Below are 25,104 nucleotides of genomic sequence, written 5' to 3' on the forward strand. Positions count from 1 at the left end.
GGAACGGTTCTGCGCGAGCCTTATTTAGAACAGCCGCAACCCCTTCATGCTGACGTGTCCGTCCTTGCCGATGATCACGTGGTCGTGGACCGTGATGCCGAGCGGCTTGGCCGCCTCGGCGATCAGCTTCGTCATTTCTATATCCGCGCGCGACGGCGTCGGATCGCCGGACGGATGGTTGTGCACCAGGATCAAAGCGGTCGCGGAAAGCTCCAGGGCACGCTTGACGACCTCGCGCGGATAGACGGGCGTGTGATCGACGGTTCCCTGCTGCTGCACCTCGTCGGCAATCAGCGTGTTGCGTTTGTCGAGAAACAGGATGCGGAACTGTTCCTTCGTTTCATGCGCCATTGCAGCGTGACAATAGTCGATCACGGCGCTCCAGGATGAGAGGACCTGCTTGTTGCGCAGTTCGCTCTTCATCATCCGTTGCGCCGCGGTCGCGATGAGTTTCAGGTCGAGCGCGACGGACTCGCCGACGCCCTTGACCTCCTGCAAAAGCTGCTGCGGCGCGCCGAAAACCCCGGCCAGCGTACCGAAGCGAGCGAGAAGGTCCTTGGCGATCGGTTTCGTGTCGCGGCGGGGTATGAGGCGGAACAGAATGAGTTCGAGGATCTCGTAGTCTGCGAGCGCCGCATCGCCCTGTTCGCGGTAGCGAATCCGTAGCCGATCCCGATGGCCGTGATAGTGCGCCTCGGCGGTGCCGCCAGGCGTCGGCGCCTTGTCGAGCTTGCGTGTCTTCTGGCGCGCGAAGAACTGCCGTTCGTCGGCGGGCTCAGCGGCGTCCGGTTCAGGAAAAAGAGGCGGTTTCGTCACGCGTTGCCCAGTGCGCTGACGCCAGGCATGAAAAGGCCAGCCGGTGAAAGCGTGAAAACTTCGCAGCCGTTCGCCGTAACGCCGACCGTGTGTTCATACTGCGCCGAAAGCGACCGGTCGCGCGTCACGGCCGTCCAGCCGTCTGAGAGCACCTTTACATGCGGGCGGCCGAGATTGATCATCGGCTCGATCGTGAAGATCATGCCCTCCTTAAGTTCCGGACCTTCGCTGGCGTTACCATAGTGGAGGATGTTCGGAGCATCGTGGAAGAGGCGGCCAACGCCGTGGCCGCAGAAGTCCCGGACGACCGAGCAGCGCTCCGACTCCGCATAGATCTGAATTGCCTCGCCGATCGCGCCGGTACGGGCGCCGGGACGAACCGCCGCTATGCCGCGCATCAGGCATTCATGCGTGACTTCGAGCAGGCGTTCGGCGGCGCGCTTGATCTCGCCGACCGGGTACATCCGGCTGGAATCGCCATGCCAGCCATCGACGACATAGGTCACGTCGATGTTGACGATATCGCCGTCGCGCAACGGCTTGTCGTTCGGAATGCCGTGGCAGACGACGTGATTGATCGAGGTGCAGGACGACTTTGTATAGCCGCGATAGTTCAGGGTCGCGGGCAGCGCACCGTGATCCATGCCGAATTCGTAGACGAAGCGATCGATCTCTTCCGTCGTGACGCCGGGCTGCACCTGCGACGCCAGTTCGTCGAGGCAGCGTGCCGTCACCTGACAGGCCTTGCGCATGCCTTCGAATCCATCCGGTCCGTAGAGACGAATGACGCCGGTGTTCTTGTAGGGGGCGGCGCCGGCCTCGATGTAAGTTACCATTCCAAGACTTTCGATGTTTCAGGCGATTTTCTTAAATCAGCAAGGACCGGTTCGTCCACTGTCATCGCTGCGGTCGGCACGATCTCGAATGGCGATATCGCGCATCTGATCGCATAGGCTTCGACGCCGCGCGCAGTGGCCCGTTCGAAAGCCCGAGCATAAACCGGATCGAGGTCGCGGCATATCCGCAAGACGCTGCAGTCGCTTCTTTGAACAAGATAGAGCATGATCGCCCGGTGTCCGGCCTCGACCATGTCGCCGAGTTCGTCAAGGTGCTTGGAGCCGCGCGCCGTCGGGCTGTCGGGAAACTCCGCCATTGCCTCGGCTCGGCTGAAATGGACATTCTTTACTTCGACATAGGCAAGGCCCTTCGCCGGATCGATGAGCAGAATATCGATCCTCGAATTTCGCCCGTATCTCTGTTCGCGGCGGAGCGTTTCATAAGTATGGAGATCGCTGACCAGTCCGGCGGCGATCGCTTCCTCGGCGATCCGGTTTGGCAGCCCGGTGTTGATGCCGACAAGCGTTCCGTCCGCCTCGACAATCTCCAGCATGTGGCGGTACTTGCGTGTTGGCGAGTCATGCTCCGACAGCCAGATGGCCGATCCGGGCGCCGTGAGGCCGCGCATCGAGCCGGTATTCGGGCAGGAGCCGGTGATCCGCGTCCCGTCGGCAAGATCGGCATCGAAGAGGAAGCGTTTGTAACGCTGGAGAAGCGTTGCTGGAACGAGCGGGCGGGAGAAGTTCACGATGCGTTTCCGCGGGTCAGGCGCGAACGCGCACGTAGGAGCCCGGCGCTTCCTCGATGGAGTTGAGCGGCCCTCCGGCCTTGCGGGCGGGAACGCGTCGCTTGTCGAGCTTTTCGACCCAGTCGTGCCAATGCGGCCACCAGGAGCCCGGCGTTTCCTTGGCCTTCTCCAGCCATTCCTCCAGATCGCCCTTCGGGGGTCCGCCCGTCCAGAACTGGTATTTGCTCTTGTCCGGCGGGTTGACGACGCCCGCAATGTGGCCGGAGCCGGACAGAACGAAGGTAACCTTGCCGCCGAAGAGCCCGCTGCCAAGGAAGACGGACTTCGCCGGTGCGATGTGATCTTCCTTGGTGGCGAGGTTGTAGATCGGGATCTTTACGTCGCCGAGCGACACCTTGCGTCCGGCAAGCACCATCTCGCCCTTGGCGAGCTTGTTCTCGAGATAGCAATTGCGCAGATAGAAGGAGTGGTTGGCAGCGGGCATCCGCGTCGAATCGGAGTTCCAGTAGAGCAGGTCGAAGGGCAGGGGGTCCTGGCCCTTGAGGTAGTTGTTCACGAAATAGGGCCAGATCAACTCGGAAGCGCGAAGCATGTTGAATGCGGTCGCCATTTTCGAGCCTTCGAGATAGCCGGTGGCGCTCATTTTGGCTTCGATCTGCTGAATCTGGTCGTCGTCGACGAAGACCTTGAGGTCGCCCGCATAGGTGAAATCCACCTGGGTGGTGAAGAGCGTCGCCGAGCGGATACGGTCGTCGCCTTCGGCTGCATGGAGCGCCAGCGTGGCGCCGAGCAGGGTGCCGCCGACGCAATAGCCGATCGCATTGACCTCGCGCTCGCCGGTTGCCTGTTCGATCGTGTCGAGCGCGAAGCCGACGCCTTCGCGTGCATAGGCTTCCCAGTCCTTTCGGGCGTGGCGCTCATCCGGATTGACCCAGGAGATGACGAAGACCGTGTGGCCCTGGTCCACTGCCCATTTGATGAAGGACTTTTGCGGGTTGAGGTCGAGCACGTAGTACTTGTTGATCCACGGCGGGCAGATCAGGAGCGGCCGCTTCAGCACCGTTTCGGTGCTCGCTTCGTATTGGATGACCTGGCAAATGTCGGATTGTGCGATCACCTTGCCGGGGGTGATCGCAATGTTCTCGCCGATGGCGAACTTGCTGGTATCAGTTTGCCTGAGCCGGAGCTCGCCGCGCCCGGCGGCGATGTCCTCGGCGAGCATCTGCATGCCCTTGACGAGATTTGCCCCGCTCGAGGCGACGGTCTCCCGGTAGAGCTGCGGATTCGTGGTGATGAAATTGCTCGGAGAGAGCGCGCTGGAGATCTGGCGCACGTAGAAGGCCGCCTTGTGGCGGGTATGGTCGTCGAGGCCCTCGGCCTCCTTGACCATTTGCTCCGCCCAGTCGGATGTCGTGAAATAGGCCTGGCGAATGAAGTCGAAGAAGGGATTCTTCACCCAGTCCTCGTCCGCAAAGCGTTTGTCGTTGCGTTGGAGGTTCTCCGATTCGGCGACGTCGTCGCCGGCCATCCGGTGCAGTGTCCGCGACCAGATGTCGAAGAAGCTCCCCATCAGATGCGTCTGCGCTTCCAGCGTTCGACGCGGATCGGAGAGCCAGTATTCGGAGACTTTGGAGAGTGTCTTGACCATGTCGGAGACAGGCTCGGAGTAAGTATCTTTTTTCTCGCCGGCCTCCCGCGGCGCCAACCATGCGGAAGCCGCCTTTCCCATCTGTTCGACCGCGCGGGCCAGGTTGATGGCCAAGTTCTGGGGGTCCTTGACGATGTAAGGCTCGACAGATTTGGGATCGAAGCCTGAAAAGCCGCCCTTGCCCGTGGTGTCCTCGGCCTTGTCTGATGTCACCCGGCGTCCTCCACAGCACGTTGTTTGTTTTGTATTTTTACATTCTGCCCGAAAATGATTACAAGGGCTAGCGCATCGTCGCTCCTTAAAAACAGAGGTCATCGCCAGCATGCTCGTCGTCGCAAACCAGCGTTCGCTTTCCCGGATTTCCGGGTTGATTCTCGCAGGCATGCTTGCCGGATGCAATTCGACGGCCGATCTCGCCACCTATCCTTCGGTCTACGGGCAGAAGCCTGCCGCCATGCAGCAGATGACCGACGCAGAGGCGGTGAACATGCAGGGGCAACTGACGGCGCTTGCCGCGCAGCGTAAATCCGGCGTCATCTCCGAAGCGGAGTATCAGCGCCGTCTGAAGGAATTGCAGTTGCTCGCCGAACAGCATGGGGTCGAAGCGCAAAAACAGATCGAGAATTAGCACTTGCCTTTCTCGTGATTTGGCCGCAAAGCGTTGAATGGCCGCACTGACGGCCATTCACCCCGCGCATGTTGAGCGATTGCCGATGAGGCCCGCGAAACCGCGCGCCAAATGAGGTCTGGAGATGGAAGAGTTTCATAAAGTCCGGCGTTTGCCGCCCTATGTTTTCGAACAGGTCAACCGTTTGAAAGCAAGCGCGCGAGCCGCCGGTGCTGACATCATCGACCTCGGCATGGGCAATCCGGATCTTCCCACTCCGCAGTCGATCGTCGACAAGCTCTGCGAAGTCGTCCAGGACCCGCGCACCCATCGTTATTCTTCCTCGAAGGGCATTCCGGGGCTGCGCCGCGCCCAGGCCGCCTATTATGCCCGCCGCTTCGGCGTCAAGCTCAATCCCGAGACGCAGGTCGTCGCCACGCTGGGCTCAAAAGAAGGCTTCGCCAACATGGCGCAGGCGATCACCGCTCCGGGCGACGTCGTTCTGTGTCCGAACCCGACCTATCCGATCCATGCCTTCGGATTCCTGATGGCCGGCGGCGTCATCCGTTCGATCTCGGTCGAGCCGGACGAGAGCTTCTTCCCGCCGCTTGAGCGCGCCGTGAAGCACTCGATCCCGAAGCCCCTGGCGCTGATCCTCAACTATCCGTCCAATCCGACCGCCCAGGTCGCCACGCTCGATTTCTATAAGGACGTTATCGCCTTCGCGAAGAAGCACGACATCATCGTGCTGTCGGACCTGGCCTATTCGGAAATCTACTTCGACGACGTGCCGCCGCCCTCGGTCCTGGAAGTGCCGGGCGCGATCGACGTCACGGTCGAATTCACCTCGATGTCGAAGACGTTTTCGATGCCCGGCTGGCGGATGGGCTTCGCCGTCGGCAACGAGCGCCTGATCGCGGCGCTGACGCGGGTGAAGTCCTATCTCGATTACGGCGCCTTCACGCCGATCCAGGTGGCCGCGACCCAGGCGTTGAACGGCGACGGCAGCGACATCGCCGAGGTGCGCAACATCTACAAGCGCCGCCGCGACGTGATGGTCGACAGCTTCGGCAAGGCCGGCTTCGAAGTGCCGCCGCCGCCGGCGACGATGTTCGCCTGGGCGAAGATCCCCGAGAAGTTCCGCCACCTCGGCTCGCTGGAGTTCTCCAAGCTGCTCGTCGAGAAGGCGGATGTCGCGGTGGCCCCCGGCATCGGCTTCGGCGAGCAGGGCGACGATTATGTCCGCCTGGCGCTCGTCGAGAACGAGCACCGCATCCGCCAGGCGGCGCGCAACATCAAGCGCTTCCTGTCGACGGCGGATGAGACGATGCACAATGTCGTCTCGCTGAATGCACATCGGTAGGAAAAGAGCCGACTTTCGCGCAAAATGGCCCTGCCGCTCCGGCGGGGCGCCTTCTACATGTTAGGAACTTGCTATGGCAGATGCCCTCAAAATCGGCATTGCGGGCTTGGGGACGGTTGGTGCCTCACTCGTGCGGATTCTCCAGGAACGTCGTGAGATGCTGGCAACGACGTGCGGAAGGCCGATCGAGCTTGTTGCCGTGGCGGCAAGGGATCGCAGCAAGGACCGCGGCGTCGATCTGGGTAAGGCCGCCTGGTTCGAGAACGCGGTGGCACTCGCCTCCGAGGCGGATATCGATGTCTTTGTCGAGTTGATGGGCGGGGCCGGGGATCCGGCCTATTCCTCGGTCAAGGCGGCACTGAAGCGCGGTATCCATGTGGTTACCGCCAACAAGGCGCTGCTGGCGCAGCACGGCATCGAACTCGCCGGCATTGCCGAGGAACAGGGCGCGCTGCTCAACTACGAGGCGGCGGTCGCCGGCGGCATCCCGGTCATCAAGGCGCTGCGCGAATCGCTGACGGGCAATACCGTCTCGCGCGTCTACGGGATCATGAACGGAACCTGCAACTACATCCTGACAAAGATGGAGAAGGAGGGGCTGACCTTCGAGGCTTGCCTGAAGGAAGCGCAGCGCCTCGGCTACGCCGAAGCGGACCCGGCCTTCGATATCGAGGGCAATGACACCGCCCACAAGCTCTCGATCCTGACCAGCCTAGCCTTCGGCACGGCGATCGCCGCCGATGACATCTACCTGGAAGGCATCACCAATATCTCGATCGAGGACATCCAGGCAGCCGCCGACCTTGGCTACCGCATCAAGCTGCTCGGCGTGGCGCAGCGTACCGATAGCGGTATCGAGCAGCGCGTCCACCCGACGATGGTTCCGTATGACTCCGTCATCGCACAAGTCGACGGCGTGACGAATGCGGTCGCGATCGAGTCCGACATTCTGGGCGAATTGCTGATGGTCGGCCCCGGCGCCGGCGGCAATGCGACGGCATCGGCGGTGCTTGGCGATATCGCCGACATCGCCAAGAGCCGCCCGGGCGCCCAACACGTCCCGGCGTTCGGACGGCCCACCACGGCCCTGCTGCCCTACAAGCGGGCCCGGATGCAGAGCCACGAGGGCGGATACTTCATTCGCCTGAAAGTGGTCGATCGCACCGGCGTCTTCGCCAACATCGCCCGGCACATGGCGGAAAACGACATCTCGCTCGAATCGATCATGCAGCATTCCAAGCATTACGCGGATCCTGCCGAACCGAAGACGATCATCCTGGTCACGCATGCAACGCACGAAGCTTCGGTGCGCAGGGCGATCGTCTCGATCAAGGGCGAGGGCTATCTCGTCGGAGAGCCGCAGGTGATCCGCATCGAGCGGCCCAAGGACTGGTGATCCCTTAAATCTGTTGAGAAACACTCCAGGATGCCTGTTACGGGCTGGAGTGGCCGACCTGCCTGTTTTTCTGCCTTAAAATCTTGGTTAAGAACGGAGGGACTTCAGGCGGACAGGCAGCATGGACCTATTGGCGGATCCGATAGAGCGGGCATTTCTCGGCGTCGAACGCTCGATCAGCGGTCAGCGCTGGGTCTCGCGCCTCGATCAGGCCGGGCAGAATCGCGCTTTGGCGATCAGCCAGGTGCACGGCCATTCGGAGCTCATCGCCCGGGTGCTGGCAGGCCGTGGCGTCGGTCTCGACGACGCGGCACAATTCCTCGATCCGACGCTGCGCGCGCTGATGCCCGATCCGGACGTGCTGACCGATTGCCGCAAGGCTGCGGAGCGGCTCGCCGATGCCGTTCGCCGCGGCGAGAAAGTCGCGATATTCGGTGACTACGACGTCGATGGCGCGGCGTCTTCGGCGCTGATGCTGCGGTTCCTCCGCCATTTCGACGTTCAACCCGAGATCTATATTCCCGATCGCATCTTCGAGGGCTACGGGCCGAACCCGCAGGCGATCGAACAGCTGATCGGCAACGGTGCCGGTCTGATCGTCACCGTCGACTGCGGTTCGACAAGCCATGAGTCGCTCGCGGTCGCTGCCGAGCGCGGCATCGACGTGGTCGTCATCGATCACCACCAGGTCGGCGCGACGCTCCCGCCATGCCACGCGCTCGTCAATCCGAATCGCGAGGACGATTTGTCCGGACAGGGGCACCTCTGTGCGGCGGGCGTCGTCTATTTGGTGCTCGTCAACACCTTGCGGGTGCTGCGGCTTGGTGGCAATGCGCGTGCCGCCTCGTTCGATCTGCTGGCACTGCTCGATCTCGTGGCGCTGGCAACGGTCTGCGACGTGGTACCGCTCAAGGGGCTGAACCGTGCCTATGTCGTCAAGGGACTGATCGCGGCGCGGCACATGGGCAATAACGGGCTGGCAGCCCTGCTGCGCAAGGCCGCGATCGGTGGCCCGGTCACGCTGTATCACCTTGGGTTTCTGATCGGACCACGTATCAATGCGGGTGGCCGGATCGGCGATGCCGCGCTCGGCAGCCGGCTATTGACCCTCGACGATGCGACGGCGGCCGAGGTGATCGCCAGCCAGCTCGACGAGCTCAATCGCGAGCGCCAGGCGATGGAGGCGGCGATGCTCGCCGAGGCGGAGGCGGAAGTGCTGGCGGAATACGGCACGGGTGAGGGGGCTTCCGTGATCGTCACCGCCAGGGAGAACTGGCATCCGGGCATCGTCGGTCTCATCGCGGCACGCATCAAGGAGAAGTTCCGCCGGCCGACCTTTGCCATCGCCTTCGATCCGAGCGGCCGCGGGACCGGCTCCGGCCGCTCGATCACTGGTTTCGACATGGGCCGGCTCGTTCGCGCCGCGGTCGACGATGGCCTCCTCGTCAAAGGAGGCGGACATGCGATGGCGGCCGGCCTGACGGTCGAGCGGACCAAACTCGGGCGACTGCGCCAATTCTTCGAGGAACGCGCCGAGGGCGCAGTACGCAACCTGGTCGCCGTTGAGACCCTCAAGCTCGACGGCGCGCTGGCGGCGGCCGGAGCGACGCTCGACCTCGTCGACCTTCTCGACCAGGCCGGCCCCTACGGCTCGGCCCATCCTCAGCCGGTCTTCGCCTTTCCGCAGCATCGGCTGCGCGACAGCCGACAAGTCGGCGCCAATCACGTCAAGGTCACGCTCGAGGGCCATGACGGCAGCCGAATCGACGGCATTGCCTTCCGGGCGACGGAAACGCCGCTCGGCGATTTTCTGCTCGGCAACCGCGGCTCGACGATCCATGTCGCCGGTTCGGTTTCAGCGGACCTTTGGCAGGGATCGCGCCGGGTGCAACTGCGTGTGACGGATGCGGCAAGGGCCAATTGAGTGCGCTCGCGCCGCGGCGAACTCCCCAAGCCGTATCAGCGGGTTGCGCAATGTAACTAAAGGGAATTCTGAAGATTGGAAAATGGCACGCCCAACGGGAATCGAACCCGTGTTTCCGCCGTGAAAGGGCGGCGTCCTAGACCGCTAGACGATGGGCGCCTCCGCACGGCTATTAGCCGTGCAAAGTGTTGCAGCGAACTTCGTGCGCCGAAACGGAGCACGGCGCTGCAAGACGAGGTGGCTTATAGAGGTGCCTTTGGATTCCCGCAAGGGGACCAAGCGCGACTACATTCGATTTTTCTCGGGAAAATGTCGAGGGTAAAACTGGTACGCCCAACGGGCGTGCCATTCCTTTGAAATCATTGACGAATTTTCGGGGACATTTCGGCCAATGTTCCCATATCGTTCTAAACCGTTGGGGACAGTGGTATCCTCTCCTCGCCTCGAAAGAGGCCGGGGCGTCGCGGCTCGATTGAGTTGACCGACCGCCGACGCCCTCTGCGTTTTTATCGTCCCGAACGCGCCGAGGAATGCGCCCATGTCCAATGATGTCGCCGAAATTGCCTCAATGATTCGCCGATTGGAAGAGACCGGATTGTCGCGCAAAGCGATTGCCGAGGGTGCGAATGTCGGCGCGAGCGCGATCACGCGGATCATGCTCGGTGATGCCAAGTCGCCGTCATTCCGGGTGGTCAACTCGATCAAGCGCTTCTATGGCGAAACCTTCCCGAATGCCGATCCGCCGCAGCAACGGTTCGCGCCGGGATGCCAGCCACGGGCGGGGCGGTAAAGCAAAGTGGGGGTGCCCCTACTTTGCTTTAGCCTGAAACTTCCCGCCGGCGGGAAATTCTTGCAGTGGAATCAAAGGGCAATATTGCCGCATGCGGTAATAACTTCTTTAGCCGCTAAACATGTTCACGACGGCATTTTTCGCAGCAGTCCGCCCGGGCGCGACTCGGCGACGAGGACGGATCGAACCGCCGAATTGATCCGCTCGCCGATCTGCCTGCCATCCTCGGACGAGGCGACCACCATGCCGGTTTGAACGTCGACCTTGACGTCGCCGAGATAGGTCCTCGAATTGTCGACCATTCCCGCGCTGCTGCGCCTTGCCGCCTTCGGAATGACGAGTTCACCCCTTTGCAGGATCGCCGGAAACTCGTCCGGCATGAGACCATTGTGCAGCCTCGGCGCGCCCATGAAGACGGCTGGTGAGACCCTGCGCATCGGCGCGGTTGCCCGGACGTCGCCGCCGCCATGATAGAGACCGGCACCGCCGCCGAATGCAATTGCAGCTTGCCCGCCGCCAAACCCGCCGCCGAAGAGACCGCCGAGCGCGTTTTTGGCGAACATCGCCTCAATCGCCATGTTGATCATGCCGTCGATGACGCGGTCGAGCATGTTGCGGAAGGCTTCGCCCGCCGACACGCCGTTCCTCAGATCGTTGACGAAGCCGGAAAATGCCGTCTTCGCGGTGGAAGCGACCGCCTCGGCCAGTTCCCGCTGCTGCCGCGCCTGCTCCTCGGTCCGGGCGGTATCTTCCTTGCGGGCGGCAGTGAGCCGCCGCTGTGCCGCCTCGGTGGTCGCGTAGGCCGTCGCCGTGCGCTCGATCTCGGCGCGGACCTGCGGCGTGATGGCAATCCCTTCGGCCTCGGCCTGATGCAGGAGTTTCGTCGACATCGTCAGCTTGTCGATGGCAATGGCGCGTTGCTCGTCCGACAGCGTCGCATCAGCATTGATGCGGTTTATCTCCTGCTGCAATTCGACAGCCTGCTTCTCCGACAGCACGACGTCCTGAAGCGATTTCTTCTTACGCTCGCGCTGCCCCTCGCGCCTGAGTTCGACGTGCCACGCCTCGTTCTCAAGCCGGAAGACAAGCCCGTAAGCCTCGGCATTGGCGTGCGCCCATTCCCGGACCGCATCCGACTCGAACTGCAAATCGGCGGCGCGTCCGACGTTGTGCTGCGAGCGGCCGGGCGGTGCGACCCATTTGCGCGCCGCTTCCGGTGAGCCGTATTTCTGCAAAGCCTGCTGCCACAGTTGCGCCTGTCGCTCGATCGAACGCGCGCCGCTGGTAATTGTGATCCTGCCCGCCTGCTCGCCCGCCGCCGCGAGGAATTGCGCCAACCGGCTCTGGAATTCCGGATCGAGTTCGGTGATGTGCGACAGCGGTTTGTCCCGCGCGAGATAGTCGCGGAGACCGGTCCTATATGCCTTCGCGTCCTCCTCCCCCTGCTTGATCATCTGCTCGCGACGGAAGATTTCGTTCTGCCGTTCGATGGTGCCCGCGACCGGCCCGCCCTGTCCGGGAATGGGAGTCATCGACGGCGGCGCGAAGGGCGGCGGCCGCATGTCGATGAACGCCTTCTCAATGCCCTTGGCCTCGTTCGCTGCCCTTTTCAGGGCTGGCGTCAACCGGCTGTCGATCTTGCCGGTGAGGTCGTCGACCGAGATGCCGGTGAGATTCGCCGCCTGAGTGATGAGGTCTTGCAGCCGCTTCAACTCGTCGAGACCTGGTCGACCGGCATCGATCTCGGCGCGCCATGCCCTTTGCGCCTTCTGCAGTTCGCGGATGGCGTCCAGTTGCCCGAGATTGTCCAGCTTCAACGTCAAGTCGAGGAGCGCCTGGTCGACCTCGTCGACGAGGTCGCGCACCGGTTCCCACGCCTTGTCGAGGAGCGCCTGCTTGTCGGCGAGCTTCTGCGTCTGGTTCGTCGCTTCGAGCAACTGGTCGATGTAGGTCGCCACCTCCGGATTGATGTCCTTCCAGCGGTCGCGGATCGCCGTCAGTTCGTCGGCCTGCGCCTTGATCGCCTTTTTCGCTTCCTCGCTGCCTTCCTCGGTCGACGAGAAGAATTCGATTGCCTCTTGTGTCAGGTAGCCGAAGGCGAGGATCGCCGCCGAGACGCCGAGCGATGCCGGTGAGATGAGGCTGGCGAGCGACGAGCCGATGCCCTTCAAGAGCCCGCCCGACTTGCGCAGATCATCGATGGCGGTGCCCGCCTGCGCCGCCTGCTGCGCCATGACGGTAAAGGGCGAAGCGCCGGACAGCAGCGACGTGGTGACATCCTGAAACTGAAAAGAGAGATTGCGCGTCGCGTTCTGCATCGAGGCGGATATCTGCTTCGCCGCCCGATCCGCCGCCGGCCCGACCCGCTTGAAATTGTCGTTTACGGCATTGGTGGTTTGCTTGACCGTGATGTCGGCGTCCTTCATCGCCCGTTTCAGGCTGGCGATATCGGCGCTAATCGCAAGGATCAGTCTGGTGTCTTCTTCGGCCATGTCTCACCACCTTTTCCGATTTGAAAAAGGCGGCCCGGCAATAGGAAAACCGGACCGCCCCCGGCAGATGCGCCGCCGAGCCCGCGTGAACAGCGGCGCAAACCGTCAATTGCCGCGAAACGCCGACAAGCCGTAAAGTTCGATCAGCTTCTCAAGCATCTCGGCTCGGGAAAGCCTTGTCGCGCTCATCTGCTCGCCGTCCGGGACGCAATAGAAGCCGGTCCCGTCCGGCATCGTCACAAGCGCGAAGATGCCTTCGCCGGAAAAGCTCTGCCGATGGCGCGCAATGGCGTCGGCGAGCGGTTCGCATTCAGCCTTCATTTCGCGGCCCTCGCTTCCAGTTCCTTCACTCGCGCCTCAAGGAAGTGGAGCGAATTCCTGAGCGTCCCAATTTCGCTGGCGAACGCCTTGCTCTGGTCCTTCAACGCTTTCTTGACCAGCCGCTCGACGAGCGTTTCGTGCGTGTCTCTCAGTTCCGCAAGCAGCGCCGCCTCGTCGTCGTAGACGGCGCGCTGCACCTGCATCTCGGTGCGCAGGTCGCCGAAGGCGAGTTCGACGGCCTTGACGATTTCCCCGAGACGTTTGTCGGTACGCCTTGCCAAGGCCGCGAGCCTCGCCTCGAGTCCGGCTTGTGCCTTGCGCTCGTCCATCTCGCGAAGTTTCCGCGCGGCCCACTGCTCGTAGTCTTCGCCGTTATCGTCCTTGTACGTGCTCACCATGTCACCGCCTCAGTATAAGCGACCGACCCGGCGGACCGCAGACCCCAGCTGACCTGTTGCAGCATGCGCAGACCGAGAAGCCGCATCTGCCACAGCGAGACCGTGCTGGCGGTTGCGAAGTCCGGAACCGGCAGGCCGTCGTCGTTGACCACGACCGCCTTGTCGGAAATGTCGAACTGAGGCGCGTCGCCTTCGCCGGAAACGAAAGCGGCGGCATCGATGGCAACGACGGTTCCGGCGGCAAGCGTCGGTGCGGCGATGATCGTTGCGGCGGCCAAGCCCGGCGCGAGTGTGAGCGCTCTGATGCGCTCGGCGGGCGGCATCAGGTAAACGAGGTCGTCGGCATCGATGGCGGCGGCAAGCGCACCGAGATCGCGCGCAAGAGCGGCAGCACCACCGCCGCCGGTTGGCGTCAACGGCACGACACCGGCAAGCAAGCCGCCAGGTGCGGCGGCGGTCGCCGCCTCGTCCGAAAGCATGACGCTGTCCAGAGCCTCGGCCGTGTCCTCGCGAATGATCGCGGACAGGATCGCCTCGACATTCGAATGCTTGGCGAGTTCAGCCGAAAAGATCGTCAGGATTTTCGCTATAAACGGCCGGATGACGTTCGAAGAGAGGCCAACGCGGCGGACCGGGATCGGGTCGCCTTCGCCGGGAAAGACACCGGCCATCGTTGGCGTCACGCTATCGTCGCGCCGCGGCACGGGAACCGACGAGACGCCCGCAAGCGAAATCCGCAAGCCGCGTGAGGCGAGCGCAGAATACACACTTTGCGGCGCGATGACTTCGAGAACACCCGCAAAGGCGGGTTGCACGATTCCCCACGATGCAGCGTCATCTGTAGTCGCCGGGGGCGCAGCCGCGCGGGCTTTCAGGAAACCGCCGATATCGGAAAGCGCGCGGCTCACATCGGCGTCGCCGGGATAGAGCGAGGCCGCCACCTGGTCGGCATCAGTCTTCCCGAGGAAGGCGTGAACGCGGCAGATGGCGGCGCGGATGATCGCTTGCTGCGGTGCCTTGGCCCGTTTACGCCCTCGGCGTTCGAGGCTGATCAGGAGATGTTTCTGCTCGGAAAGCGCGCGCTCGACGCGGGCAAGTTGGTGATCCATAAAAAACCGCCTCCGTTTTCGGCGGGGCGGTCGGGTATCGACAACGCTTGCCCGCCGGGGGCTTTCTCACGGCAAGGGAAAGCATAGCACTTTCATTTCGGAAGCGAAACGATCATGTTTCGTTCCGTCATAGAAGGCCGCAGACGCGCCTTTTCGTTTTGGACGATCAATCCATCAGGCGAGGGGTGGAACGGCGATCACCGGGCGAGCCTGTCCGTGTGATCGAAGGGATATTCTCGTCTGGAATATCCGCGAATACGCAAAGGCGGGTCGGGAAGGCACACAGGACGATAGCGGATCGGGTTGAGGCGGCGAAGGTTGCGGACAATGTGGGGGATATCCCCCAAAGCGATCTTGCTACTCATTGGTCCTCCTTGGTGGAAATCCATGCCGCGCCGGAACCGGCTTATTCGTCGGTTGCCTTCGGCGCGTCGGGATCGCTGCCATTCCTGCGCTGGGCTTCGCGAATATCGGCGATGATCGTTGCGATCAGATCAGGATCGCCGTCTTCGAGCGCGGCTTCGAGAATGCCAGCCTGATCTTCCGGGGTCTTGAGGAAGTCTTGGATGTCGAAGCGGATTGTTTCCAGTGTCATAGAACGACTCTTAGCGGAAATCGGCGGATTAGGCGAGGTTAGCGCCGGTTGCGGGACGGTCAAAAATGGCAATTTTGTATAGACATAGCCCCCCCATCAACAATTTCCCGATTTTTAGCGTTTGCCTGCGCCGCCGGTCCCGAAGGGACGTCCGAAAGGTTCGAGGACGCCCCCCTCCCTTCGGCATGGCCCCTTATGGTCAAGCGACGATCATCCTTCCATCCTTCAGACGCAACGGTTCGAAGATGTTTTCAAACCATCGTATCCCGTCCATGGGACCGTGCATGCGCCTCGCCAGATCATCGCATTCATAAGCGATGTTATCCCATTGCTCGAAGGTGAGATAAGGCGCAACGCGTTTGGCGAACTCGCGATGCTTTCGCTGCCACGGCTTGTAGAAGAACGGTCGATTGAACATATCGGCAGCAGTGTAGACCCGCACTGTCGAGACTCCCATCCTATCGCATCTGGCATAGAACTTGACGCGGCGTTCGATCTCTTCGCGGCAAAGCGCCAATGCTTCACGGCGTATCGCGTGATAGGTCATCGTGCTTCCTCCCTTTCCGCCTCCAAATCAGTCATTGCACTTCCTCCTGTTGCCCGGATCGGTGGCTCCGGATTGGCCGTATGAACGGGATGACGTTGCTCGCCGTGTACGCCTTCGCTTTCGGCACGGGCGGCGGCTTTTGAACGGGTGGCTTGGCCTTCGCCTTGGCCTTCCGCTTGCGCGGCTCGACTGGCTTGCCTGGGTGAGCGCAGCGCCAGCATCGCCGGTTCGGCGAAAAGCCTGCGGTGACGTGTGCCCGGTAGGCGAACGAAAAGGACGCGCCGCAATCGGCGCATCGGCTCGTCCATTGGGCGACGAGCTTGCGACCGTCGTCGGACAGGCGGACAGCGCTGCACTGATAGCGTTGCCCGCGATAGGTGACGATGACTCCGGGAGCGATCATGATGCGGCACCTCCGAAATTCCCCACGGTGGCGAATTTGCGGGGAAATGCCTTCGGTGCCTTCGCGCCGCTATCGTAGTAAAGGGGGCCGCCGCAAAGCGGCCCTCTATTACGATAGTAATAGGAGAGGGCGCGTCGAGTTTCTAAGTGCTTGTTTTCGTTGAACAACAGCCGAGGCATCGAGAGGCGTCGAGGGGAGAGGGCGTCGATCAGCAGAAGTTGTATTATGCAACCCATAGTCGCCTCGTTCCGGCTGATGGCGGGCCATAAGGGACGCTGGCGATCTGCCCCTTTTCGAGCAGTTCGAACATCGCCGTCTCAAGCATCTTGCTCGATACGTTGTCGTTCTTCGGATGGACGTAGAACCGCTTCGGCGCGTAGTTATTGGCGGTCGGGTTGGCCGAGACGTTGATGCCGAGATCATTGTGCAGCCGAAGCAGTGCGAGGAAGATGCGACGCGCCTTGTCCGCCTTGCCGATGTCCGATCCGGCGCGCGGTCGCTTGTCGGTGCAGATGTAGCGCCCGCAATCCCATTTCAGATTGATAGGCTCGCCGCGCGGGCCATAGTTGGCTTTCATGGTTTCGAGCACGCGCACGCTCTGGTCGGCTTCGCTTCCGTCCTGGCCGATCTGCTTATGCAGGTAGAGCCGAGCGCGAACCGAGTTGGACCATGCCGTCGAGCCGGACGTCCCGGTACCGGAATTAATGCCGGTCAACGAAGGATGCCCGAGCAAGAGGATGTAACAATTGAAACGAATGGCGAGACGCCTGAGCATGCCGATGAACTGTCTGGCCTGCGCGCGAGAAATCTCGTTGCCGCCGAAGACATCGGCGAGATTGTCGAGGACGATCAGCAGCGGCTTGATATTTTCGAGCGAAAGTTCCAAGCGCTGGTAAAGCGTCGTGGTTGCAACCCGCCCCTTTTTGTCTTCGGTCGCCAGCGCCGCATCTTCGCCAGCAAGGCAACTGATCCGCAGATGCTTCATGTCGACGAGGTCGAGCGGTTCGGCGGCGGCGATCTCGGCGGCGCGGATGTGATTTTCCGCTTCGTCCTCCTCGGCCGAGAGATAGAGAACCGCGCCACGTTTGACGGCGATGCCGAGCCACGTACCACCGACCGCCACCGCCATGGCGAGTTGCATCGCGAGCAGCGACTTGCCGGTGCCGCCATCGCCCTGCAGGAGTGTGACATTACGGGCCGGGAACAGGTGGCGGCCATCGAGGAATTCACGCTCTGGAAGGGGCTTTCCGGCGAAGTCGGCAACCGAAAATGTGGCGAGGGGTTCGAGCGGCTTGTCGTCGTTGCTGTCCGATGGCGGATCGCTCTTCTTATAGGTCTCCTCAATCGCGCATGTGAAGCATTCGACGGCGATCTTCCCTTGGCTGTCCTTGACCCGCCGGATCGTCATCCGGTCACCACAATCCGGGCAGGACAAATCCTTTTTGTGGTGCTTGCCGAGTTCGCGATCCAGAGATCGATAGTCCATCACGCCTCCTCCCTCGGCAGAGGTTTGGTGCCACGGCGGTACCATTGTCGGGTGTTTGGAGATGTGTCCCGTTGGGGACGGGTGCGGCGGGTTTCGAGCCCGCCCGACATGTCAGACAGTCCTGCTCATGCTGGCGTTCCTTCACTTTGGAACCGCCGCCGCTTTCATCCGAAATTCGGAAATGATATCTTTGCGACGGGCGACGGGTTTTCCTGCCCTAACCTTGTCTCGAAACCGCCGCGCTGCCCCTCATACGTCGCGGCGGTTTCTTTTGCCGGTCACTCTGCCGTCACACGACGGCGCTCGCACTCCTCGACGTCTTCGGGCCGGAAACGCCACTGGCGACCGAATTTGACGCCTTTCAGTCCCCACAACTTTCGACGGCGCAGGACCGTCTCGCGCTCACAACCCCAGCGGTCGGCAAGGTCGTCGTCTGTCATCAGCTTGCGGATAGGGGTGTCGTTCATCTGTTCCTCACACACGTTCAAATCCAAAATGGTGCTCTACGGGAACCATTTTAACGCTTCCAAATCCGATCTAGCAACAGTATAGTTTCGAGACGGACTTGCATTTCCAAATCTGAACTTTGAATTTTAAGGTATAAATACAGATTTGCACTTATGGATCGAAAGTAGAAAGTGCAAATTTGCATTTATACTCGATGGACCTGTTAAGGGACGGGGAGGATGCCGAAGACTGATCCGCATGGCTGGCCGCCCAGGGGACTGTCGCGAGAGGAGAGCGCCCGCTATGTCGGCGTTTCGCCCGCCAAGTTCGACACGCTCGTCGCCGACAAGCGGATGCCGAAGCCGAAGCGGATCGACGGCCGGACCGTCTGGGACCGCTATCAACTCGACGCCTGTTTCGACGACTTGCCGACTGAGAAGTCCGGCATCGAGGCGCAACTCGAAGCCAGTGGACCACGGATAAGATGAGCTTGCATGATTGCGCAGTGTGCGCATATACATTGCCCTATGCGACGCTCGAGTCGCGTCAAGACAGAAGGGCAATGAACATGGATTTATCCGAGATAGTGAGGGCATGGCGGCAACGGCAGGGGATCACGGTGAACGAAGCCGCCCGCCGCCTGGGCATTCCGGTGAGGACGCTGGACGGCATCGCGCAAGGCCGACCGTTCAGATACGAACGCATGATGCGGCTGGCAATCGAACGACTGGAGGCCCGCGATGGCGACGCATCCTGACTATCCCGGCGCTTCGAGCCGCATGCATCGCGGACGCGAGGTCTGGCGCTATCGCGGCAAGGGTCGCAGCGCAAAGGAATTTGGTCTGCCCGGTCAACCGGGCGACGAATGCTTCGAGGTCGCCTATCAGCGCGCCACGACCGAGACGAAGACCGAAGTCGTCGAAATGCCGCGTGGCATCGTGCCGAAGTCCTTCGCGCATGCGCAGCGCCTCATGCTCAAACAGGCATGGTTCACCTCGCTCGTCGAGTCGACCCGCAACGAGGCGCTTCGCGATCAGGACGAGTTCATGAAGGCGCATGTCGACGACGAGCACGAATTGCGCTGGAAAGACGTCCTCGTCGAGAACGCGCGGGTGAGGGACCTTCGCCGCTTCCTCAACAATGTCGATGCGAAATCGAAGACGAAGGCGAAGCATTTGCTGACCGGCGTCCGCAAACTAGTGCGTGTGGCACTCGACGAAGAATGGGTTGAGATCGATCCGACCCATGTGCTGAAATACGAAGCGCCGCAGACGGACGGCTTCCTTTGGTGGCCCCCCGAAGTGCGCGAGAAGTTCAAGGCGCATTTCCCGCTCGGCACGCGGGCAAGAACGGCTTTCGTGCTCGCCTACGGTCTCGGCAATCGCCGCTCGGACGTCGCAACCGTGAGATGGGATCAGATCGTCAAACGCGAGATCAAGATGGCCGACGGATCGTTGGTCACCGTCGAAGGCTTCCACTTCCGTCAGATGAAGAACCGCAGCGTCAACGGCGGCAGGGAAGTGTTTCTGGTCATCACTGACGACGTCAGGGAAGCGCTAGACGCGCTCGATGGTCCGAGGGAAGGCACGATCCTAAAGAACGCCTATGGCCGCCCGTACACCATCGCGGGCCTAGGCAACCGGATGCAGAAATGGGTGAAGCAAGCGGGCATCCCCGAGGGATATACGTTGCACGGATTGAGGAAGGCGCTCGCCACCGACCTTGCCGAGAACGGTGCGACCGAGTCGCAGATGCAGCATAGCCTCGGCCACGCAACACCGCAGGAAGTGCGAGTCTATACCCGCAAGATGAACGAGGCGGCGGCGGCGACAAAGGCGCTGCTCGACCTAGAAGCGGCGAGGAAGAAAGCCCGCCAGCCGAAACTCGTCGTCGTTAAATGACGGGATGTCGGGGACATCAAATGACGATGTCGGGGACAAAAACCCTATGTTGGGGACAATGTTGGGGACATGTCGGGGACACGTCTCTAAGTCATTGAAAAATAAAGATAGTGGTACGCCCAACGGGACTCGAACCCGTGTTACCGCCGTGAGAGGGCGGCGTCCTAACCGCTAGACGATGGGCGCCTGCGCCGAAGCTTGAGCAACATACTATGAAAAAGATGAAATAGGAAAGAGGAGGAATAGCACGCTCAACGGTTCTGCCGCCACTTAGTTTTTGGTGCTGTGGAGCGCTGTCGCGAACCCAGAAGGACGTGTGGGAGGCGACGTGCGCCAGCGCCGCATTCTCCTCTAGCGGGGAGCAAACCAACGCAGTACTATGGCAAGTCGCCCCGGCGGGACCAAGCTATGGCAACGCTCAGCCTCATTTCGTTCAGCCTCGTTTTGCTACTTGGGTCTCCGGCAGGCCGGGAGGCAGCAACTGTCGACGCACTTGCTCCACAGGACATGCTCGAAATACGCGCTTCGGCGCGAGGAGAGGCTGCTGAAGCGTCGATCAACGATACACCTGAGTTGACCCTGCGCGGACGCGCCAGGAGTGCCGCACCTGAAAAGCTCCTCGCGGCGAGCCAGAACGTCGATGCACCCAAGAACGGTACGCAAATGGCGGGTGGTAAGCTGGAGGAAATTCTCCGCCGCGCTTTGGCGGCGGCCAGAAGAGACCTTGATGCGATGCGGCAAGTCGCCGAAAAGCAACGCCAAAGAGCCGAAGCACGCGCGCGTGATCTGACGATGGTGCTGCAGATAGTTGAAGAGTTGGAGGCCAAAGCCGCCGGAGCAATGCGGTCAAAGGCTGCCGCGCTCAGGGCACGAGACGCCGCGGAAGCGGCGCTGGCCGATGAGAGACGAGCGCTTGAGGAGGTGCGGCAAAAGCTTGGAGCTTACGAGCGCGATCTCGCCTTGGCCCGCCAATCGTCCGCTGCCGCGGAACCCGGCGCCGATTAGGCAGCGGCGGAGAAGGCCGCCGTGCTGGCTCGCCAAGTTGCCGAGGCTGCGGCAAAGCGGGCTGGCGAAGAGCTCGCATTGGAACGCGAGAGGGCAAGGTCGCTCGCTCGCGATCTCGACACTGCTCGCCGGGAGCGCGACACGGCGATGCGGGCGATGCAGCAGCGGGCGATGGAGGACGGGCGCGATCTCGCCCATGCCCTCCAATCGGCTGCTGTTCCGAAGCCCGACGCCAATTTAGCAGCGGCAGAGATGGCGGCTGCTGTGCTGGCTCGCCGGAATGCCGAGGCTGCGGCGAGGCGGGCTGGCGAAGAACTCGCATCGGAACGCGAGAGGGCAAAGTCGCTCGCTCGTGATCTCGACTCTGTTCGCCGGGAGCTCGACTCGGCGATGCGGGCGACGCAGAGGCGGGCGGTGGAGGACGGGCGCGATCTCGCCGATGCCCTCCAATCGGCTGCTGTTCCGGAGCCCGACGCCAATTTCGCAGCGGCAGAGAAGGCTGCCGCTGTGCTGGCTGGCCAAATTGCCGAGGCTGAGGCGAGGCGAGCTGGCGAAGAACTCGCATTGGAACGCGAGAAGGCAAGGTCGCTCGCTCGGGAGCTCGACACCGTTCGCCGAGAACGCGACGTGGCAAAGAAGCAATTGACCCGGGTATTGGCGGCGCAGCGCCGTGCATCGGACGCTGCGCGCGATCGGGGTGGTGGCCGCGAGCGTGCGGCGACGCCGGAGGAAATAGATGGCCGCAAACCCGCTACCGAGCGTCGAAAGGTCGATGTTCAGCCTGTACCGAAGGCGCTGCCCGATTCGCTTTTCCCCCGGCGGCTCGTGCCCGGCCTCTGGTAAGGGAAGTCGAGGTTGATATGCGCAGATTGAGGACTCTGGTGATGCGCATTTACCTGGCTGCCACATTCGTGATTGCAATTGCAATTGGGCTGGCCCCGGCTCTCGACCTCGGTGTCGCCGGCAAGTTCAGCGCCGCCGCGGCTGGTGGTAAGAGCGGCGGCTCGCCAGGGAACAGCTCAGGAGGCGCAGCAAAGGCCGGAGCCTCGACCGGCGCGAAGGCGGGATCAAACAGTGGAGCTAGCGGCAAGAGTCACGGGACCTCGTCCGGATCTGGTGGGGGAGCCGCATCGTCGAAAGGCAAGCGAGCGACCCCTGTTCCGAGCCGTGCTTTACCTGGTCTCCTCGTAAGCCCCGGATCTCGAAAGAGTAGCGTCACTCCAAAGAGTGTCGGTGCAGGAGCGATTGTCGGCATTGCTCCCGCACAGGCCGTACCGCCATCCATCCGTCTGCCTCTCATCCTCTGGCCGATAGAAACTGGGCCTGGTGAGCGCGGCGAATACAAGCAAGGCGTTTCGGGCTATCCCGTTACGGACCCGATGACGACGGGAGCGATTTCGGGTGACTCAAGCGCCGTGGTGCGCGTCTGCCTCCAGGCGATCGCATCGGCTGCGTTGCCCCTTGGCGCCGTGCGCATACGCGCGGCAAGCGCCGGTCCTTTCGTCTCGCAACGCGACGGCGCGCTCACCGCGCCAATTGCAGTGCGCATAGACTATGCAGGACAAGGCGGCATCGAGGTCCGTCGGGCGCGAGTCAGGTGCCATCTCGACTCGAACGGCATGGTCATCGCGGTGAATTAAGCCGGAGCCGCGCGATAGGATCATCGGCGAGTGACCATGGCGATGGACTCCCATTTAGCTGCCACATTGGCTGGCCCGCCTCGCCATCCATCGTCCTGCCACGCATATCTGCCGATCCGCGACGCATTGAGCCCTTGCCACGGAGTATGCTCCTTCCACCAAAAGTCGCACTGCTATTTTGCTGGATAGACAAGCTAGAATGCCGGTCACGCCCCACAGCGCCGCGCGCCTTATCAGACGCGCAAAGGCGGCTGTAGCACTTTCAGTAGGAGAGGATCACAGGCCATGCAGACGATCAGAATGCTCGGTGCCGCCATGTTTTTTCTCGCCGGTCCAGCCTTCGCGGCCGACTTGCTGCCGGAACCGGTGACGCCGGTCAGCCACGGCGTTTCGGAGGCCGACCGGCCGACCGTCGAGCGCTGCAACGAGGCGATCGCCCAATGGGCCGCGCCATACAATCCGGCTGCCGTCGAAACTAGCCTGACCGAGCCGGTGCGCACAGGCGCTGACGGCGCGCAGGTCGCCACGCTTGACGTCAAGATCGACTACCTGCGCCAGGGTGGCGTCGAGCCGCGCTCGGCGACCATCGCCTGCACGGTCGCGTCGGACGGCGAGGTCAGTGTCTCTGTAGTCAAGCAAGGGTAAGACCGGAAATCGAGCCGCAGCGACGTGCGTCTGCAGCTCCTCCGAACTCCGGTTTCGATGGCCGAAACCCACGGTCGTGGATCTGCCTGTAAAAAATGGAAATTTTTAGTGGATGGCACGCCCAACGGGAATCGAACCCGTGTTTCCGCCGTGAAAGGGCGGCGTCCTAGACCGCTAGACGATGGGCGCCTCCGCACGCTTATTTACCGTGCAAAGTGTTGCAGCGGCCTTTTGTGCGCCGGAACGGCGCATGCGCTGCAAGACGAGGTGGCTTATAGAGAGCACTTCGGATTACCGCAAGTCATCCGAAGCAATATTTTCGATCTTTCTGCCGAAATTTAAGAGCAATTGCCGCAAGCCGTTATCACTCGCAAGCATAAACATGCCGTGTGCGCCGATGTCGGAGTATCCGTAAGTATTGGATAAGGAGAATGGCACGCCCAACGGGACTCGAACCCGTGTTACCGCCGTGAAAGGGCGGCGTCCTAACCGCTAGACGATGGGCGCCTCAGCACGGTTATCAAACCGTGCAAAGTTGCAGCGGCCATTGTGCTCCGGAACGGCGCGTGGCGCTGCAAGACGAGGTGGCTTATAGAGAGCACTTTGGATTCCCGCAAGCGGCAAATCCCACTTTTTCTCAGAAAAATGTCCGCAACCACTTCAGCCGTTGCGACGGCGACAGCGCCAATTCCAATCACGCTGCCGGCCGATGTCGATATGCACGGATTCGGTGTGGCAATAGGTGCCGACACCGCCACGGCCCGGCAGGCTCCTGAGATATTCGGCCAGGTCCCACTTGCTGACGCCCTTGACCTGGATGTCGGCCGCTTCGCAGCGCGTGTGGAGCGATTGGCGTTTCCGGTTGACCTTGATCGGCCGAAGCCCTGACGTGACCATCACCTTCTGACCGTAATGCCGCTCGACACTCTTCAGCATTGCGAGAAGCGTCGGTTTGAAGCAGCCGGTTTCCACGCTCTCCGTCTGCAGGATCAGGCCGCTTGGCGCCAAGCGGGCGAGGCCCGACAGATTGGCGACCTCCACCGGCGCGTCATCCTCTTCGCCTGCGTGGTCGGCATGATCCATGTTGAACAGCGGATTCAGCTTGACGCCCGGAAGCGCGGTGTAGGCGAGCGAGGCGACCTGCGGTTCAGCCGCATTGGCGGTCGTGATGGTCCGCTTCTCAGCGGCCTCAGTGTTGCTGGCGTCGCTGCTGCGGAGCTTCGGCTTGCGTTTGGCGGCAAAGAGACTTGCGAACGTCCAGCTCTTGCTCGTCCGCTGCGGCTCCTTCTCGTTGTCTGCGGGCGAGGCGGGTTGAACCGGATCCGCGGCAGGCGGTGCCACCTGTCCGGTCGATGCGACGTCGACCGTCTGCAATGGGGCGGACGTCTCGCCGGCACGCGCCGCCTGTGCGCTCGTGGGCAGCGGGACGGCGGGAGGAAGATCGGCCGTGCTGGCGGTGCTTTCTGTGCCGGGCTGCGCCACCGTCGGAGCTGCATTGCTCGCTCCTTCCTGGGCCGGCAGGACGGGCGGCGCAGCCGGCTGTGCACCGCCGAAGAGGCTGTTGCTCGTCGCATTCACGCCCGGCTGAGCGCCGGCTGGTGTTCCGGATGGTTGGGCGGCGCTCGCAGGCACGCTCCCAGTAACGGGCGACTGCCCGTAAATGCTCGACGACGTGGCGTTGAGGCCGGTGCTTTGCGTCGTCAGGCCCTGTGGCAAAGCGGCCGTATCCGCCTGGGCAGCCGGATCCTCCACTTGCAGTTGAGCGGTCGTACCGGCGCCGGCGGTCTGATTGGAAAGCTCGCCCTCGGATTGCGGCGTCGCGGCACTCGATGGAGCGACGGCTTGCTGCGATTCGACCGGATTGGCGCCCTCCCTGTCGGCGACCGCCGAGACGCAGCCGGCCAGGGCGAGAAGTGATACGGAGAGCGCCGCGACGCGCCCGATCGTCTGGAGCGCGCGTCTCGAATCCAGGTGTTGCAACGTCTT

Annotated in this window: 27 protein-coding genes and 4 tRNA genes; 12 read left to right on the forward strand and 19 right to left on the reverse strand. The window is 62.2% G+C overall.

The features are described from left to right. Nucleotides 1-24: 24 nt before the first annotated feature. The 4 genes from radC to phaC are packed head-to-tail and all read right to left on the reverse strand — an operon-like array spanning nucleotide 25 to nucleotide 4,262. Nucleotides 25-816, reverse strand: coding sequence for a RadC family protein (gene radC / locus USDA257_RS17465; protein ID WP_014764287.1), 792 nt, complete (start codon nucleotides 814-816; stop codon nucleotides 25-27). Then, a complete protein-coding gene (map, locus tag USDA257_RS17470; protein WP_014764288.1) occupies nucleotides 813-1,652 on the reverse strand; it encodes a type I methionyl aminopeptidase in 840 nt (279 codons plus the stop codon). Before map ends, radC begins: the two co-directional genes overlap by 4 nt. Further along, nucleotides 1,646-2,401, reverse strand: coding sequence for a DNA/RNA nuclease SfsA (sfsA, locus tag USDA257_RS17475; protein WP_014764289.1), 756 nt, complete (start codon nucleotides 2,399-2,401; stop codon nucleotides 1,646-1,648). The genes map and sfsA overlap by 7 nt, the downstream gene beginning before the upstream one ends. A gap of 16 nt (nucleotides 2,402-2,417) precedes the next feature. Further along, nucleotides 2,418-4,262, reverse strand: a complete 1,845-nt coding sequence (phaC, locus tag USDA257_RS17480) for a poly(3-hydroxyalkanoate) polymerase subunit PhaC (protein WP_014764290.1) — start codon at nucleotides 4,260-4,262, stop codon at nucleotides 2,418-2,420. A 109-nt stretch (nucleotides 4,263-4,371) separates the two neighbouring features. Here phaC and USDA257_RS17485 point away from each other — a divergent pair, with 109 nt between their 5' ends. From USDA257_RS17485 to recJ, 4 genes are all read left to right on the forward strand, one after another. Further along, nucleotides 4,372-4,677 carry an SHOCT domain-containing protein gene (locus USDA257_RS17485; protein WP_014764291.1) on the forward strand — a complete coding sequence of 102 codons (306 nt, stop codon included), beginning with the start codon at nucleotides 4,372-4,374 and terminating at the stop codon, nucleotides 4,675-4,677. Nucleotides 4,678-4,801: 124 nt separating this feature from the next. Continuing rightward, nucleotides 4,802-6,019, forward strand: a complete 1,218-nt coding sequence (locus tag USDA257_RS17490) for an LL-diaminopimelate aminotransferase (RefSeq protein ID WP_012707954.1) — start codon at nucleotides 4,802-4,804, stop codon at nucleotides 6,017-6,019. A gap of 73 nt (nucleotides 6,020-6,092) precedes the next feature. Then, a complete protein-coding gene (locus tag USDA257_RS17495) occupies nucleotides 6,093-7,415 on the forward strand; it encodes a homoserine dehydrogenase (RefSeq protein ID WP_014764292.1) in 1,323 nt (440 codons plus the stop codon). Nucleotides 7,416-7,536: 121 nt separating this feature from the next. Further along, entirely contained in the window at nucleotides 7,537-9,339 is a 1,803-nt protein-coding gene (recJ, locus tag USDA257_RS17500; RefSeq protein ID WP_014764293.1) for a single-stranded-DNA-specific exonuclease RecJ, read from the forward strand. Nucleotides 9,340-9,422: 83 nt separating this feature from the next. On the opposite strand, the gene USDA257_RS17505 is transcribed toward recJ, so the two are convergent. Then, nucleotides 9,423-9,498 (reverse strand) — tRNA-Glu (locus tag USDA257_RS17505). A 379-nt stretch (nucleotides 9,499-9,877) separates the two neighbouring features. Between USDA257_RS17505 and USDA257_RS17510 the strand changes: the two genes are divergently transcribed. Then, nucleotides 9,878-10,129, forward strand: a complete 252-nt coding sequence (locus tag USDA257_RS17510) for a helix-turn-helix domain-containing protein (RefSeq protein WP_041414343.1) — start codon at nucleotides 9,878-9,880, stop codon at nucleotides 10,127-10,129. A gap of 125 nt (nucleotides 10,130-10,254) precedes the next feature. On the opposite strand, the gene USDA257_RS17515 is transcribed toward USDA257_RS17510, so the two are convergent. The 10 genes from USDA257_RS17515 to USDA257_RS17555 form a co-directional block, all read right to left on the reverse strand. Next, complete coding sequence (locus tag USDA257_RS17515; RefSeq protein WP_014764294.1) at nucleotides 10,255-12,621, reverse strand: D-alanyl-D-alanine carboxypeptidase family protein; 2,367 nt, start codon at nucleotides 12,619-12,621, stop codon at nucleotides 10,255-10,257. Nucleotides 12,622-12,726: 105 nt separating this feature from the next. Further along, nucleotides 12,727-12,942 carry a hypothetical protein gene (locus USDA257_RS17520; protein ID WP_014764295.1) on the reverse strand — a complete coding sequence of 72 codons (216 nt, stop codon included), beginning with the start codon at nucleotides 12,940-12,942 and terminating at the stop codon, nucleotides 12,727-12,729. Then, the gene (locus USDA257_RS17525; RefSeq protein ID WP_014764296.1) at nucleotides 12,939-13,340 is read right to left on the reverse strand and encodes a hypothetical protein; all 402 of its coding nucleotides are present in this window, start codon (nucleotides 13,338-13,340) and stop codon (nucleotides 12,939-12,941) included. Before USDA257_RS17525 ends, USDA257_RS17520 begins: the two co-directional genes overlap by 4 nt. Further along, the gene (locus USDA257_RS17530) at nucleotides 13,334-14,449 is read right to left on the reverse strand and encodes a hypothetical protein (RefSeq protein WP_014764297.1); all 1,116 of its coding nucleotides are present in this window, start codon (nucleotides 14,447-14,449) and stop codon (nucleotides 13,334-13,336) included. Before USDA257_RS17530 ends, USDA257_RS17525 begins: the two co-directional genes overlap by 7 nt. A gap of 197 nt (nucleotides 14,450-14,646) precedes the next feature. Next, nucleotides 14,647-14,814, reverse strand: a complete 168-nt coding sequence (locus tag USDA257_RS36635; protein WP_153297031.1) for a hypothetical protein — start codon at nucleotides 14,812-14,814, stop codon at nucleotides 14,647-14,649. A 41-nt stretch (nucleotides 14,815-14,855) separates the two neighbouring features. Further along, entirely contained in the window at nucleotides 14,856-15,044 is a 189-nt protein-coding gene (locus tag USDA257_RS17535) for a helix-turn-helix domain-containing transcriptional regulator (protein ID WP_014764298.1), read from the reverse strand. Between the two features lie 199 nt (nucleotides 15,045-15,243). Then, nucleotides 15,244-15,591: a hypothetical protein gene (locus tag USDA257_RS17540; protein ID WP_014764299.1), complete on the reverse strand. Its 348-nt coding sequence runs from the start codon at nucleotides 15,589-15,591 to the stop codon at nucleotides 15,244-15,246. 31 nt (nucleotides 15,592-15,622) lie between these two features. Continuing rightward, nucleotides 15,623-15,994 (reverse strand): hypothetical protein, encoded by a 372-nt coding sequence (locus tag USDA257_RS17545; protein WP_041414345.1) that lies wholly within the window; start codon nucleotides 15,992-15,994, stop codon nucleotides 15,623-15,625. Between the two features lie 223 nt (nucleotides 15,995-16,217). After that, nucleotides 16,218-17,480 (reverse strand): AAA family ATPase, encoded by a 1,263-nt coding sequence (locus USDA257_RS17550; protein WP_014764302.1) that lies wholly within the window; start codon nucleotides 17,478-17,480, stop codon nucleotides 16,218-16,220. A 278-nt stretch (nucleotides 17,481-17,758) separates the two neighbouring features. Beyond that, entirely contained in the window at nucleotides 17,759-17,947 is a 189-nt protein-coding gene (locus USDA257_RS17555) for a helix-turn-helix domain-containing protein (protein WP_041414349.1), read from the reverse strand. 219 nt (nucleotides 17,948-18,166) lie between these two features. Here USDA257_RS17555 and USDA257_RS17560 point away from each other — a divergent pair, with 219 nt between their 5' ends. The 3 genes from USDA257_RS17560 (at nucleotide 18,167) to USDA257_RS17570 (ending at nucleotide 19,828) form a co-directional block, all read left to right on the forward strand. Then, nucleotides 18,167-18,415, forward strand: a complete 249-nt coding sequence (locus USDA257_RS17560) for a helix-turn-helix transcriptional regulator (RefSeq protein WP_014764303.1) — start codon at nucleotides 18,167-18,169, stop codon at nucleotides 18,413-18,415. Between the two features lie 131 nt (nucleotides 18,416-18,546). Continuing rightward, the gene (locus USDA257_RS17565) at nucleotides 18,547-18,684 is read left to right on the forward strand and encodes an XRE family transcriptional regulator (protein WP_223843331.1); all 138 of its coding nucleotides are present in this window, start codon (nucleotides 18,547-18,549) and stop codon (nucleotides 18,682-18,684) included. Continuing rightward, a complete protein-coding gene (locus tag USDA257_RS17570; protein ID WP_014764305.1) occupies nucleotides 18,668-19,828 on the forward strand; it encodes a tyrosine-type recombinase/integrase in 1,161 nt (386 codons plus the stop codon). The genes USDA257_RS17565 and USDA257_RS17570 overlap by 17 nt, the downstream gene beginning before the upstream one ends. A 111-nt stretch (nucleotides 19,829-19,939) precedes the next feature. Here USDA257_RS17570 and USDA257_RS17575 read toward each other — a convergent pair. Continuing rightward, nucleotides 19,940-20,014 (reverse strand) — tRNA-Glu (locus tag USDA257_RS17575). 222 nt (nucleotides 20,015-20,236) lie between these two features. On the opposite strand from USDA257_RS17575, the gene USDA257_RS37890 reads away from it, so the two are divergent. The 4 genes from USDA257_RS37890 (at nucleotide 20,237) to USDA257_RS17590 (ending at nucleotide 23,118) form a co-directional block, all read left to right on the forward strand. Beyond that, nucleotides 20,237-20,833 carry a hypothetical protein gene (locus tag USDA257_RS37890; RefSeq protein WP_223843332.1) on the forward strand — a complete coding sequence of 199 codons (597 nt, stop codon included), beginning with the start codon at nucleotides 20,237-20,239 and terminating at the stop codon, nucleotides 20,831-20,833. 21 nt (nucleotides 20,834-20,854) lie between these two features. Beyond that, nucleotides 20,855-21,676, forward strand: coding sequence for a hypothetical protein (locus USDA257_RS37895; protein WP_014764306.1), 822 nt, complete (start codon nucleotides 20,855-20,857; stop codon nucleotides 21,674-21,676). 41 nt (nucleotides 21,677-21,717) lie between these two features. Then, nucleotides 21,718-22,473: a hypothetical protein gene (locus USDA257_RS17585; protein ID WP_041415362.1), complete on the forward strand. Its 756-nt coding sequence runs from the start codon at nucleotides 21,718-21,720 to the stop codon at nucleotides 22,471-22,473. A 285-nt stretch (nucleotides 22,474-22,758) separates the two neighbouring features. Beyond that, entirely contained in the window at nucleotides 22,759-23,118 is a 360-nt protein-coding gene (locus USDA257_RS17590; RefSeq protein ID WP_014764308.1) for a hypothetical protein, read from the forward strand. Nucleotides 23,119-23,231: 113 nt separating this feature from the next. Here USDA257_RS17590 and USDA257_RS17595 read toward each other — a convergent pair. The 3 genes from USDA257_RS17595 to USDA257_RS17605 form a co-directional block, all read right to left on the reverse strand. Next, nucleotides 23,232-23,307: transfer RNA gene (locus USDA257_RS17595), tRNA-Glu, on the reverse strand. Nucleotides 23,308-23,550: 243 nt separating this feature from the next. Beyond that, nucleotides 23,551-23,625: transfer RNA gene (locus tag USDA257_RS17600), tRNA-Glu, on the reverse strand. 153 nt (nucleotides 23,626-23,778) lie between these two features. Then, nucleotides 23,779-25,098 (reverse strand): D-Ala-D-Ala carboxypeptidase family metallohydrolase, encoded by a 1,320-nt coding sequence (locus USDA257_RS17605; protein WP_041414352.1) that lies wholly within the window; start codon nucleotides 25,096-25,098, stop codon nucleotides 23,779-23,781. Between the last annotated feature and the right edge of the window lie 6 nt (nucleotides 25,099-25,104).

Origin of the sequence: Sinorhizobium fredii USDA 257 (assembly GCF_000265205.3) — a bacterium.
Taxonomy (GTDB): domain Bacteria; phylum Pseudomonadota; class Alphaproteobacteria; order Rhizobiales; family Rhizobiaceae; genus Sinorhizobium; species Sinorhizobium fredii_B.